The organism is Corynebacterium incognita, assembly GCF_014217255.1.
In the GTDB taxonomy this organism is placed as follows: domain Bacteria; phylum Actinomycetota; class Actinomycetes; order Mycobacteriales; family Mycobacteriaceae; genus Corynebacterium; species Corynebacterium incognitum.
This window is the reverse complement of the sequence record NZ_CP059404.1, coordinates 164,830-177,433: the sequence shown is the minus strand read 5'-3', so window position 1 is coordinate 177,433 and position 12,604 is coordinate 164,830. Positions and strand designations below refer to the sequence as shown.

11 protein-coding genes are annotated in these 12,604 nt (G+C 63.4%); 6 read left to right on the top strand and 5 right to left on the bottom strand.

What is annotated here, in order from left to right; genetic code table 11:
- Nucleotides 1-6: 6 nt before the first annotated feature.
- The 3 genes from tpx to hisS all read left to right on the top strand — a co-directional run bounded on the left by tpx (nt 7) and on the right by hisS (nt 2,596).
- A complete protein-coding gene (gene tpx, locus H0194_RS00845) occupies nt 7-504 on the top strand; it encodes a thiol peroxidase (protein ID WP_185176026.1) in 498 nt (165 codons plus the stop codon).
- 130 nt (nt 505-634) lie between these two features.
- Entirely contained in the window at nt 635-1,279 is a 645-nt protein-coding gene (locus H0194_RS00840; RefSeq protein ID WP_185176025.1) for an MBL fold metallo-hydrolase, read from the top strand.
- 27 nt (nt 1,280-1,306) lie between these two features.
- Complete coding sequence (gene hisS / locus H0194_RS00835) at nt 1,307-2,596, top strand: histidine--tRNA ligase (RefSeq protein WP_185176024.1); 1,290 nt, start codon at nt 1,307-1,309, stop codon at nt 2,594-2,596.
- Between the two features lie 70 nt (nt 2,597-2,666).
- Here the strand turns inward: hisS and H0194_RS00830 are convergent, their stop codons facing one another.
- From H0194_RS00830 to ypfJ, 5 genes are all read right to left on the bottom strand, one after another.
- Entirely contained in the window at nt 2,667-4,076 is a 1,410-nt protein-coding gene (locus H0194_RS00830) for an L-serine ammonia-lyase (RefSeq protein WP_185176023.1), read from the bottom strand.
- Nucleotides 4,077-4,188: 112 nt separating this feature from the next.
- Nucleotides 4,189-4,875, bottom strand: a complete 687-nt coding sequence (locus tag H0194_RS00825) for a CE1759 family FMN reductase (RefSeq protein WP_185176022.1) — start codon at nt 4,873-4,875, stop codon at nt 4,189-4,191.
- Nucleotides 4,876-4,906: 31 nt separating this feature from the next.
- Nucleotides 4,907-6,019 carry an LLM class flavin-dependent oxidoreductase gene (locus H0194_RS00820; protein WP_185176021.1) on the bottom strand — a complete coding sequence of 371 codons (1,113 nt, stop codon included), beginning with the start codon at nt 6,017-6,019 and terminating at the stop codon, nt 4,907-4,909.
- Between the two features lie 106 nt (nt 6,020-6,125).
- Nucleotides 6,126-6,830 (bottom strand): CBS domain-containing protein, encoded by a 705-nt coding sequence (locus H0194_RS00815; RefSeq protein ID WP_185176020.1) that lies wholly within the window; start codon nt 6,828-6,830, stop codon nt 6,126-6,128.
- A 256-nt stretch (nt 6,831-7,086) separates the two neighbouring features.
- The gene (gene ypfJ / locus H0194_RS00810; protein ID WP_185176019.1) at nt 7,087-7,977 is read right to left on the bottom strand and encodes a KPN_02809 family neutral zinc metallopeptidase; all 891 of its coding nucleotides are present in this window, start codon (nt 7,975-7,977) and stop codon (nt 7,087-7,089) included.
- A gap of 114 nt (nt 7,978-8,091) precedes the next feature.
- On the opposite strand from ypfJ, the gene aspS reads away from it, so the two are divergent.
- The 3 genes from aspS to H0194_RS00795 are packed head-to-tail and all read left to right on the top strand — an operon-like array spanning nt 8,092 to nt 12,541.
- Nucleotides 8,092-9,894: an aspartate--tRNA ligase gene (gene aspS, locus H0194_RS00805; RefSeq protein WP_185176018.1), complete on the top strand. Its 1,803-nt coding sequence runs from the start codon at nt 8,092-8,094 to the stop codon at nt 9,892-9,894.
- Between the two features lie 52 nt (nt 9,895-9,946).
- Nucleotides 9,947-11,167 (top strand): protein kinase family protein, encoded by a 1,221-nt coding sequence (locus H0194_RS00800; RefSeq protein WP_185176017.1) that lies wholly within the window; start codon nt 9,947-9,949, stop codon nt 11,165-11,167.
- Nucleotides 11,168-11,170: 3 nt separating this feature from the next.
- Nucleotides 11,171-12,541, top strand: coding sequence for a replication-associated recombination protein A (locus H0194_RS00795; protein ID WP_425486435.1), 1,371 nt, complete (start codon nt 11,171-11,173; stop codon nt 12,539-12,541).
- The last annotated feature ends 63 nt before the right edge of the window (nt 12,542-12,604 follow it).

Below are 12,604 nucleotides of genomic sequence, written 5' to 3'. Positions count from 1 at the left end.
GGGCACATGGCCAACGTAACTTTCAAGAACGAACCGACGACCACCGTAGGAAACCTCCCCGTCGAGGGCGACCAGCTGCCGAACTTGACCCTGGTGGGCACCGACCTGTCCGAGATTAATACCTCCGAGTTCCAGGGTAAGCGCCTGGTGATCTCCACCTTCCCGTCCGTGGACACCGGCACCTGCGCCCAGACGCTGCGCACCTTCAACGAGAAGGCCGCTTCCCTGGACAACACCGTGGTGCTCAATGCCTCCAAGGACCTCCCGTTCGCTCAGGCGCGCTTCTGCGCCGCCGAGGGTATCGAGAACGTTGAGGTGGGTTCCGCGTTCCGTACCAGCTTCGGCGAAGAGCTCGGGGTGACTCTCGAGGGCAGCCCACTGAAGGGCCTGTTGACCCGCGCCGTCATCGTGACCGATACCGACCACAAGGTCACCTACGTTCAGCTCGTGGAGGAAATTTCTGAGGAGCCGGACTACGACGCCGTCATCGCCGCGTTGAACTAAAGCTCCTGACGGAGAAGCCCACACCGGCAGCACAGCGGCCAACGCCGCGCCGTTTCGGAGTAAGTTGTTGGAAGGCAGCACCCGTGGGTGCTGCCTTTTTCGTGCGCGGAACGCGCTAGAGTAGGAGCCTATGGACATCACAGGTTTTGTGGCGGGACCGTATAAGACGAATACGTACCTGCTCTCGGCGAATGGCCGCGGCGTCGTCATCGATCCGGGCATGCATGCCGCGTCCCGGGTAGATTCCTGGCTTGCGGAGAACCAGCTGGAGCTAGACGCCGTCGTGTTGACTCACGGCCATCTGGATCACACCCGCGAGGCCGGCGACGTGGCGAAAAAGTATTCGGTTCCGGTCTATATTCACGGCGAGGATGCCTTCATGCTTGATGACGGCGCCGGGGTGTCCACCGAATCCCAGATTCTTTTCGATGCCAAGAACATGGTGCCCATCGACGATCTTCGCCTCCTGGATGACGGCGCTGATTTCCAGATAGTCGGCCAGAAGTTCCGCCTAGTCCATGCGCCAGGGCACTCCCCAGGCAGCGTGGTGTTCGTCGGCGACGAGTTTGCCATCACCGGCGATGTGTTGTTCCGCGGCTCGATTGGTCGTACCGACCTGCAGCACTCTGACCCTGCCGCGATGGACAAGTCCCTGGCCACGTTGTGCGATGCCCTCGACGATCAGCTGGCTCTGCTGCCAGGCCACGGGCCCACCACAACGATGCGCAATGAGCGCATGACTAATCCGTTCCTGTTAAACCTTCGCACGCCTTAAGCGTTCAGTGAAAGAAGAGAGATTCCCGTGAGCGACAAAAAGAAGTTTCAAGCCCTGTCTGCCCCCAAGGGCGTTCCGGACTACGTGCCGCCGCAGTCCGAGGTGTTTTACCACGTGCGCGATGAAATGGTCCGGCAAGCGCACATCTCTGGCTTTCAGCACATTGAACTGCCGATTTTCGAGGACACCACGCTGTTTGCCCGCGGCGTGGGCGAGTCCACCGATGTGGTGAGCAAAGAGATGTACACCTTCGCTGACCGCGGTGAGCGTTCCGTAACCCTTCGCCCGGAGGGCACCGCCGGCGTGATGCGTGCGGTGATTCAGCACGGGTTGGACCGTGGCCAGCTTCCGGTCAAGCTCAACTACTTTGGGCCGTTCTTTCGCTACGAGCGCCCACAAGCGGGCCGCTACCGTCAGCTGCAGCAGGTGGGCGTGGAGGCGATCGGTGTCGACGACCCGGCTCTCGACGCCGAGGTCATCGCGTTGGCCGATCGCTCCTACCGCGCCTTGGGCCTGTCCGGTTTTCGACTGGAATTGACGAGCCTTGGAGACGCCAATTGTCGTCCGGCGTACCGGGAGAAGCTACAGGAATTCCTGTTTAAGCTGCCCTTGGACGAGGAGACCCGCAAGCGTGCGGAACTCAACCCCCTGCGCGTGCTCGATGATAAGCGTGAGGAGGTCCGCGAGATGACGGCTGACGCGCCGCTCATGCTGGATCACCTCGACGGCCCGTGCCGCGAGCACTTTGAGACCGTTACTGGGCTCCTTGACGACATGGGAGTGCCGTACGAGATTAACCCGCGCATGGTCCGTGGCTTGGACTACTACACCAAGACCACCTTCGAGTTCGTGCACGATGGTCTCGGCGCACAGTCCGGCATTGGCGGTGGCGGGCGTTACGACGGCCTGATGGCCCAGCTCGGCGGGCAGAACCTCTCGGGCATTGGTTACGGCCTAGGCGTAGATCGCACCGTGCTCGCGATGGAAGCGGAAGGTATCACCGTCGACTCTTCGATCCACCGCGTGGACGTCTACGGCGTCGCGTTGGGCGCTGAGGCCAAGAAGAAAATGACCGTGCTGGTCAACGATCTGCGCCTCAAGGGCTTCACCTGCGACATGTCCTTCGGTGACCGTGGCCTGAAGGGCGCAATGAAGGGCGCGAACCGTGCCGGTGCGCGCTACACCTTGGTGCTCGGTGAGCAGGAGCTTGCCGACGGCAACGTAGCGGTCAAGGACATGGAGGCTGGGGAGCAGGAGTCCGTTGCGCTCGGCGACGTCGTCAGCTTCCTCGGGCAGCGCCTCGGCGCCCTTAAATAGGCGCTTGAGCACCGTTCGCTCAGCGCCGTAAGGCGTCTGGTGGCACCGTTCGCTCAGCGCCGTAAGGCGCTTAGCAGTTGACCTGGCTGACGGGCAGGCCCAGTGTTTTGGCCAGGCCGCCCATGGAGGTCTCTTTGTACTTGGAGAGCATGTCGCGGCCAGTCTCCGCCATGGTTTGAACGGCGTCGTCCAAGCTCACGTGGTGGGTGCCTTCACCCATGAGCGCGAGGCGCGCGGCGTTGATGGCTTTGACCGCGCCGATGGCGTTGCGCTCGATGCAGGGGATCTGCACCAGACCGCCCACCGGATCGCAGGTCAGCCCAAGGTTGTGCTCGAGGGCAATTTCAGCGGCGTTTTCCACCTGAGCCGGGGTGCCGCCGAGAATCTCGGCGAGACCGGCGGCCGCCATGGAGCAGGCCGAGCCGACCTCGCCCTGGCAGCCGACCTCGGCGCCGGAGATCGAGGCGTTCTGCTTGATGATCATGCCCACGGCGCCGGCGGTGAGCATGTATTTACGCGCTTCGGTGCGGGTGAAGTCCGGGCGGAAATCGCGAGCATAATGCAGCACGGCCGGGATGATGCCGGAGGCGCCGTTGGTTGGGGCGGTGATGACACGACCACCGGCGGCGTTCTGCTCATTGACAGCCAGTGCATAAAGGTTGACCCACTCCATGGCGGAAAATCCGCAAGAGCGGTCTTCGGCGCGCTCGAGGAGCTGGCGGTAGACCTGCGGCGCGCGACGGGGGACCCGCAGTCCGCCGGGTAGCTCGCCGGTGTGGCTAATCCCCGCGGTGACACACTCGCGCATGACATCCCACACCTTGTCGAGGTGGGCATACACGGCATCAAGGCCGCCGTCGTCCTTGTGCAGGACGGCCTCGTTGGCGGCAACGACCTCCCAGATGGAGAGTCCGGAATCCTGGCAGTGCTGAAGCAGTTCGTTGCCGGAGGTGAATTCGTAAGGCACGCGGTATTCCACGTGGGCCGCGGCCACACCGGCGGGAACCTCGTCCCTGGAGGCCACCTCCGCGTCCAGCTCCGCACGGGACAGGATGAAGCCACCGCCCACGGAAAAGTATTCGGCGCCCTCAGCCAGGACGTTGCCGGCGGCGTCCCAGGCGCTCAAGATGAGGCAGTTGGGATGCTCCGGAACCGGTGTGTTGTTGAACTCAATCGAATAGTCCATCTCACCGGCAGGGCCCGTGATGTGTCCCTCCGCGGGGATGACATCATTGGGGCCCGGCTTGACGTCCTCCGGCACGTTCATCGGCGTCCAGCCAACAAGGCCCAAGATGGAGGCGCGGTCCGTGGCGTGGCCCTTGCCTGTTGCGGAGAGGGAACCGCGCAGCTCGATGTGTACCTTCGCTGGATCCTGGGGCAGGGATTCGACAAACGCTTTAGCAGCGCGCATAGGGCCCACAGTGTGTGAAGAGGAGGGACCAATGCCAATGCTGAAGATGTCAGTGACGCTAATCGTCATAGTGTGGGATTCTCCTTCGTTGAGTATCGCCAGGTGTGTTGCCAGTCATATTACCGATCGAAGTGCGGGTGTGGTTACTATGGCAGGGCTTGCGGGTGGTGCAGGGGTGGGATCAGGGCTGTTCGTTACCGCCGAAATTCTTCAGCATCTCGCTCATCGGCGTAAATGCCTGGTCTGGGGCAGTAGCTCCCCGCCGCTGCGGCTCATTTTCATTCAGGGTTGTGGTCTGCGTACCAGCGAGACCGGCGACCGCGGTCGTGGTGTCCACCATATGCTGGGACAGTTCCTGCGCCGCCCGCCGGACGCGGCCGTCGTGTCCCAAGCCCTCTTCGGAGCCGAAGTCCTCAGTGGCGAAGAATACAGCCGTGGGCATGACGAGGGCGCCGAGGTAACTCATGAGCGGTCGAACGGCATGTTCCAGCATGAGAGAGTGCCTGGCGGTGCCTGCGGTGGCGCCGATGATGGTGGGCAGGTTCGCCAGCGCCTTCTTGTCCAGCACGTCGAAGAACATCTTGAACAGACCGGAATAGCTCGCCTGGAACACCGGGGTGACCGCAATGAGGCCGTCGGCGTCGGTAAGCGCTTTCTTCGCGGCGTCGAGAAGCGGCGTTGGTGCGCCAAAGTTGGAATAGGCCGCCGTCAGATCTGCGAGAAGCTCCTTGAGCTCCACGTGGGTGATGGTGAGGTCCTCGCCTCGGGCCGTGACCTGGGCGCGGACGGCGGCGCTGAGGTCGTCGGCAAGCTTTGAGGTCGTGGACGGGGTTGATAGCCCCGCGGAGAGGACGACGAGATTGCGCATGGTTCCTCCTTACTATGGGCGCGGGCGGGGGCTAGCCGCGTTGGGTGGGATCGACGAAGTGGTGCGGGTGGTTGCGATCTGCCTTCAAGGTGGCGTGGGTCGGCGGATCGGACGGAACGTGCTCCGGGCGGCGCGCCTCCATGCGGCGGCGCAGCTCGGGGACCACCTGGGTGCCCAGGAGCTCAATCTGGTTGAGAACCACCTCCTCAGGCAGGCCGGCATGGTCAATGAGGAACAACTGGCGCTGGTAGTCGCCCACCCAGTCGGCGAACTGCATGGTGCGCTCAACAACCTGCTCCACGGTTCCCACCGTCAGTGGGGTCATGTCCGTGAATTCCTCGAGACTCGGACCGTGACCGTACACCGGGGCGTTGTCGAAGTAGGGGCGGAAGAACTTCTTTGCCGCCTCTTCGGACTCGCCGATGAACACCTGGCCGCCCAGACCCACGATGGCTTGGTCGGCGCGGCCGTGTCCGTAGGACTCAAAACGGCGGCGGTACATGTCCACCATCTTGGCGGTGTGCTCCTTGTTCCAGAAGATGTTGTTGTGGAAGAAGGCATCGCCGTAGAAACCAGCCTGTTCAGGAATCTGGACGGAACGGATGGAGCCGTGCCAGACGAAAGGTGGGGTGTCATCCAGTGGGGACGGGGTCGAGGTATAGCCCTGGAGTGGAGTGCGGAACTTGCCCTGCCACGTGATGTTCTTTTCGCGCCAGAGGCGACGGAGGAGGTGGTAGTTCTCTATGGCCAAGGGGATGCCCTGGCGGATGTCCTTGCCGAACCACGGGTACACCGGTCCGGTGTTGCCACGGCCCATCATGAGATCCACGCGGCCGCCGGAGGCGTGTTGCAAGAACGCGAAATCTTCGGCGATTTTGAGGGGATCGTTGGTGGTAATGAGCGTTGTCGCGGTGGAGAGCTGGAGGTGCTTGGTCTGTGCGGCGATATATCCCAGGTGGGTGGTCGGCGAAGACGGCACGAACGGCGGGTTGTGGTGCTCGCCGGTGGCGAAGACGTCGAGGCCAACTTCCTCGGCTTTGAGGGCGTACTTGGTAATCGAGCGGATGCGCTCGGCCTCGGTGGGGGTGGTGCCGTTGGTTGGGTCAGTGGTGACGTCGCCGATGGTGAAGATTCCGAATTGCATGACGGTTCCTTTGCTCGTGGGTTTCTATGTCATGTCAACAAGTTTGTGGCCGTGCAATTCCCGTGAGGGGTAGGCGGGGTGAACGCGGTGGGACTACAGGGCGGGCTTACAGGGCGTCGACAAGCACGTGCAAGTCCCGCGGTGAAATGACCCGGATGGGCCTTTGATCGGGCTTGCCGTGCTCGCTGATGATGAGCGCACGCGGGGTCTCGCCGTGATTGCCGGGTTTGGTAAGTAGCTCGTAGGCCTCGAGGGCGGTCGCGTCGCGGTGGACAATGAGCGCCCGTTCGTGGTCCTTGAGATAATCGAGAAGGTCGCTCACGTGAGAAGACGCAAGGTCATCGTCGACGTGGTGGGCGACCCAGCGCGCGACGGCGTTCATGGTGAGCAGTCGCACGAAGCGGCCATCATCGTAGACGGGAATCTGCGAGACGTCGTGCTCCCGAATGATGTCAAGCACGGTAGCGACGTTGTCATCCGGGTCGACGGTGAGGACTTTCTGCGGCGGCAGGAGGGACAGCGCCAGGGGAGGCGTGAGGAGCTTGTTGCGGATGTCAATGATGTCCGCCACGACGTCCTCGTGGGGGCTGGCGGTGGGCTGGTCGCCGTAATACTGGCCATGCGAAATGGCGTTGCGTAGTTTGGCAAAGTCCTTGAGCTGCGCGGCCTGCTCGTCGGTGAGCATGTGTTTGTTTTTGGACCACTCGACGAGCTTCCAAAAAGGCTGGCTGTCGCCGGCGTTGAGTGTGTCCCGGAGGTGGGACTCGATGTCGTTGAAGGCGGCGAGAAAGGTAGTGGCGCGGTCGGTCATGGACTCCACTGTATTGGAAGGATGCGCGGGGTGCGGCGGGCTTGAACAGCCAAAAAGTTTCTCGAGAGGCCTTTTCGAGGGGGGACCGTCAAGCGGTGAATGCATCACCCTCGATTGTAGAAAGTGGTGCATTTTTATGGCCACGGTACGCCGTTCGCGCCTCAGGGCACGGGAAAAATTTTGCCCACTCTGGCCAGAATCGTTTCCGATCGGCCGTGAGTGGGTAAAAATGACGCGCTGTGCAACGCGGCGGGTATTAACCCTTGTACACCCCGCGGCCCAGGGTGTCGCACTGGCTCATCTTGCCGGACTGGTAGCCGGCAAGGAAGGCGTTCTGGCGATCCTTGGAGGAACCGTGGGTCCACAGATCCGGGCGGACCTGGCCCTGGGTGCGCTGCTGGATGTTGTCATCGCCGACCGCGCGGGCGGACTCGAGTGCGGTCTTGACCTGCTCCTCGGTGAGGGGCTCCAACAGGGCGTTTTCGCCCTTGTCCGCGTGGTGGGCCCACAGCCCTGCGTAGCAGTCTGCCTGCAGCTCAACCTTCACTGCGTTCGAGTCTTCGCCCGGCTGGTTGTAGTTGGACAAGCGCAGGGTGCCTTCAATCTGCTGAATGTGGTGGCCGAACTCGTGGGCCACGATGTACATCTGCGCGAACGGGGCGTCGGAGCCGCCCAGCTGCTCCAGCTGGCTAAAGAAGGAGGTATCGAAGTAGGCGCTCTGATCGCCCGGGCAGTAGAAGGGGCCCGTGGAAGAAGACGCCATGCCGCAGCCGGAGTTGGTGGAGTTCTGGAAGATGACCAGGCCCGGCTCGGTGTATTCCAAGCCCGCCTGATCGCGGAGCATCTCGGTCCACACGTTATCCAAAGATTGCGCGGTGAATGCAACGCGGCAGTCGGCATGGTTGTTGCCGTCTTCCGCGGTTGTGCAGTGCTGGTATTGGCTGCCTTCTGCCTTGGGGAGCTCTTGCTGCCCGCCGCCGGATACGAGTCCGCCCAAATCGTTAGGGTTGCCGCCGAGGAGGAGGAAGAGTCCAATGAGGAGGAGGGAGCCGATGCCGCCGCCGGCCGCGATTGTGCCGCCGCGGCCGCCACCGCCTCGGGTGGTTTGTGCTCGGTCTCCAAAGTCTGCGCCTTCTCTGAAAGTCATACTCAAAATACTGCCACACCTAGTCGGGAAACGCTGGCATAGACCGAGTACACTGGGCGCGATAGAGAATGCCCGAAACGGGAACATGTACAGGCTGGAAGGAAGTAACAACGCGTGTTGCGCACTCACCTAGCGGGGGAACTCCGCAAAGATATTGCAGGTCAGTCGGTAACTTTGACAGGTTGGGTATCCCGCCGCCGAGACCATGGTGGTGTGATCTTCATCGACTTGCGTGACCGCTCCGGTTTGGCGCAGGTAGTTTTCCGCGAGTCTGAGGTTGCGGAGCGCGCCCACGATCTGCGGTCGGAATACTGCATCAAGGTCACCGGCGTCGTCGAGGCACGCCCGGAGGGCTCCGAGAACCCGAACCTGCCGTCGGGTGAGATCGAGGTGAACGTCGCTGAGTTGGAGGTGCTCAACAAGTCCGAGGCACTCCCGTTCCAGATCGATGACCCGTCCACGTCCGGCGAGGTGGGCGAAGAGGCCCGCCTGCGCTACCGCTACCTGGACCTGCGCCGTAAGTCCCAGGGTGACGCTCTGCGCCTGCGCTCTGCCGCCAACCGCGCCGCGCGCGAGGTGTTGGACCGCCACGACTTCACCGAGATCGAGACCCCGACGCTGACCCGCTCCACCCCGGAGGGTGCGCGTGACTTCTTGGTTCCGGCGCGCCTGAAGCCGGGCTCCTGGTACGCCCTGCCGCAGTCCCCGCAGCTGTTTAAGCAGCTGCTCATGGTGGCCGGCATGGAACGCTACTACCAGATCGCGCGCTGCTACCGCGACGAGGATTTCCGCGCGGATCGCCAGCCGGAGTTCACCCAGCTGGACGTCGAGATGTCCTTCGTGGACCAGGATGACGTCATCGCCCTGGCGGAGGAGATCCTCGTGGAGCTGTGGAAGCTCATTGGTTACGAGATCACCACCCCGATCCCCCGCATGACCTACGAGCACGCCATGAAGTACTACGGTTCGGACAAGCCAGATCTGCGCTTCGACATCAAGATCACCGAATGCACCGAGTTCTTCAAGGACACCACCTTCCGCGTGTTCCAGAACGAGTACGTGGGTGCCGTCGTGATGGAGGGCGGGGCCTCCCAGCCGCGCCGCCAGTTTGATGCATGGCAGGAATGGGCGAAGCAGCGCGGTGCCAAGGGCTTGGCGTACATCACCATCGCTGAGGACGGCACCCTGGGCGGCCCGGTGGCCAAGAACATCACCGACGCTGAGCGCGACGGCATCGCCGCACACGTTGGTGCGAAGCCGGGCGACGCTATCTTCTTCGCCGCCGGCGACACCAAGTCTTCCCGCGCGCTGCTCGGCGCGGCCCGTGGTGAGATCGCCCGCAAGCTGGACCTCATCAAGGACGGCGACTGGGCATTCACCTGGGTTGTTGACGCCCCGCTGTTCGAGCCTTCAGCGGACGCCACCGCCTCCGGCGACGTGGCTCTGGGTAACTCCACGTGGACCGCGGTGCACCACGCTTTTACCTCCCCGAAGCCGGAATGGAAGGACTCCTTCGACTCCAACCCGGGCGAGGCCACCGCGTACGCGTACGACATCGTGTGCAACGGCAACGAAATCGGCGGCGGCTCCATTCGTATCCACGAGCGCGACGTCCAGGAGCGCGTTTTCAAGGTGATGGGCATTACCGAGGAAGAGGCCCGCGAGAAGTTCGGCTTCCTGCTGGACGCCTTCGCCTTTGGCGCTCCGCCGCACGGCGGCATCGCCTTCGGTTGGGACCGCATCGTGTCCCTGCTGGGCGGCTTCGATTCCATTCGTGACGTCATCGCCTTCCCGAAGTCCGGCGGCGGCGTGGACCCGCTGACCGACGCCCCGGCGCCGATTCCGGCCGCGCAGCGCAAGGAGACCGGCGTGGACTTCAAGCCGGAGAAGAAAGACGCACAGAAGGCGGCGAAGTAGTCGATAGAAATCGTGGAGGCGAGCGAGCAGGAGAAGGGAGCGGAAACTAGTGGTGAGCCAGCTTGACCATGACGATGTCGTGGACATTGCACAGAATTTGTTGTCGTCCCGTTTCGGCGGCTCGCAGCAGCTCAGCGACATCGAAGATCTCGGTGGCTCGGGCAACGCCATTGTTCTGCGAGCGCGGGTGGCCAACTCACCGTTCCTGCCGCACCGCACGGTGGTGCTGAAGTACACCCCGGAGTCCGGCAATGCCTTCGACGACGCCTCCCTCGTCCGCGAAATTGTGGCCTACCAGTACACCACGTCGTTGCCCGCCGAGGTACGCCCGGGGCCGCTGCTGTTGGCCCATGACTTGGAGCGTCGCATTGTGGTGCTCACCGATTCGGGCGACGGCGAGACTTTGGCGGATCTGCTGAGCGTGGCGGACGATAGCCGCCGCGTGCACCTGGTGCGTCAGCTGGGCACTGCGTTGGGTGTTATGCACGCGGGCACAGCGGAGCGTGAAAAGGGCTACGACATCCTGTTCGCCCGCATGTTGCGTCATAACCCGGGCTGCATGGACACCAAGGCGGTGCGCGATGAAGTGCTGAGCTCGTCCATGACGATGGGCCTCAAGCTTCTCGACGCCGCGGGTTTGGACGTGCCCAGCACGTTCACCGACAAGGCGGAGCAGGCCGCCGCGAGTTTGCATTCCGCACAGTTGCGCGGGTTTACCCCGTTTGATCTGTCCCCGGACAACATCATCGTGGCCGAGGGAATGCACTTTTTGGACTACGAGTGGGCGGGTTTCCGCAATGTCATTTTCGACGTTGCTTGCGTGATCGCGGGCTTCCCGCAGTTCCTGTTCGCACGTCCCATCACCGACGCCGAAGCCGATGTTTTCATCAGCGCCTGGACCCGCGAGGTCAAGCAGGTGTGGCCGAAGGTGGAGGATGATAGGTTCCTGCAGGAGGCTGTGACCTCCGCGCTTGTGGGCTGGGTCCTCTCGAGCGTTACGGCGATGTGCGTGGGCGGCATGGATGAGCTTGTCGACGCCGCGGGCGAGGTGGCCACCGATCACGTCGACGCCGACACCGCGGAACTGGTCAAGCACCTGCTGGGGTCGGGGGACTCGGTCTTCAACGAGGACGAGCTGCTTATACGCCGCGATCTTTACGAAACGTTCGAGGCACTCGCGCGTTTTGTGCAGCGCTGCGACGGCGCCAACTGCGCCACGCTTGCGGACTTCGCATGCACCGTGGCGCGCCGCCTGGCGTTGCCGGGGGTGTAGCTGGTGAGCCAAGACTCGCTGTTTGGGGGACTGGGCGGACGCGGCGACGACGCCCACGACGCCGGGGTGGCCGGCCGGGGTCAAGACCTCTTCGCCACCCATGCAGGTTCTCCGCTCGCGGCACGCATGCGCCCGGCAGATCTCGATGAGGTGGTGGGGCAGCAGCACCTCCTGGCTCCCGGCAAGCCCCTGCGGCGCCTGGTGGAGGGCAGCGGTGAGGCGTCTGTCATTTTGTACGGCCCGCCGGGCACCGGTAAGACCACCATGGCTTCACTAATCGCGGCCGCCATGGGCCAGAACTTCGTCGGGCTTTCCGCACTAGATTCTGGTGTGAAGCAGGTCCGCGAAGTGATTACCGCGGCACGGCGCGATGCTGCTCGCGGGGTGCGCACCGTGCTCTTTATCGACGAGGTGCACCGCTTTTCCAAAACCCAGCAAGATGCTCTTCTGGCTGCCGTGGAAAACCGGACGGTACTCTTAGTGGCGGCGACCACGGAGAACCCGTCGTTTTCGGTGGTGGCACCTCTCTTATCGCGCTCGCTGCTGCTCCAATTGAACTCGTTGGAGCCCGAAGACATCACCACGGTGCTGCGCCGCGCCATCGCCGACGAACGCGGCCTGGCAGGCCGGATCACCGCGGACGACGACGCCATCTTCACCTTGGTGCAGCTGGCAGGCGGCGACGCCCGCCGGGCGCTGACCTACCTCGAGGCCGCCGCGGAGGCCGTCGGCGATGGGGAGGTTCTCACCGCGGACATCGTCGCCGCCAACATCGACCGCGCCGTGGTTCGCTACGACCGCGACGGCGACCAGCACTATGACGTCACCAGCGCTTTCATTAAGTCGATCCGCGGCAGCGACGTCGACGCCGCGCTGCACTACCTGGCGCGCATGATCGAAGCCGGCGAGGACCCGCGGTTTATTGCTCGACGGTTGGTCATCTTGGCTAGCGAGGACATCGGCCTCGCCGACGACAGCGCGCTGCACGTGGCCGTCGCGGCGCACCAGGCCGTGTCGTTCATCGGCATGCCGGAGGCGCAGCTGACGCTGGCGCACGCCACCATCAAGCTCGCGACCGCGCCGAAGTCCAACGCCGTGACCACTGCGATTTTCACTGCGCTTGCCGACGTCCGCGCGGGCAAGGCCGGTGCAGTCCCACCGCACCTGCGCGACGGGCACTACGAAGGCGCAAAGAAGCTCGGCCACGCGGTGGGTTACGTGTATCCCCACGATGACCCACGGGGCGTCGTCACGCAGGAATATGCCCCGGAGGAGGTCCGCGATGCCGTGTACTACGCGCCGACCACTCACGGAGCCGAGCGCCGCTTACACGAGTTCGTGGGCACGCTGCGCCGGATAGTGCGTGGTTCCTAAGATTTTGGGAGGGGCGGGATCCAAGCATGCCAAACCCGCGGGTAGAGTAGAGCCGTTGTTATA

Excerpts from the sequence above, each read along its gene's own strand:
- H0194_RS00815 (WP_185176020.1), bottom strand. The coding sequence starts at position 6,830 with ATGACCGACCGCGCCACTACCTTTCTCGCCGCCTTCAACGACATCGAG.
- H0194_RS00830 (WP_185176023.1), bottom strand. The coding sequence starts at position 4,076 with ATGACGATTAGCGTCACTGACATCTTCAGCATTGGCATTGGTCCCTCC.
- H0194_RS00820 (WP_185176021.1), bottom strand. The coding sequence starts at position 6,019 with ATGCAATTCGGAATCTTCACCATCGGCGACGTCACCACTGACCCAACC.
- H0194_RS00825 (WP_185176022.1), bottom strand. The coding sequence starts at position 4,875 with ATGCGCAATCTCGTCGTCCTCTCCGCGGGGCTATCAACCCCGTCCACG.
- tpx (WP_185176026.1), top strand. The coding sequence starts at position 7 with ATGGCCAACGTAACTTTCAAGAACGAACCGACGACCACCGTAGGAAAC.
- H0194_RS00840 (WP_185176025.1), top strand. The coding sequence starts at position 635 with ATGGACATCACAGGTTTTGTGGCGGGACCGTATAAGACGAATACGTAC.
- ypfJ (WP_185176019.1), bottom strand. The coding sequence starts at position 7,977 with ATGACTTTCAGAGAAGGCGCAGACTTTGGAGACCGAGCACAAACCACC.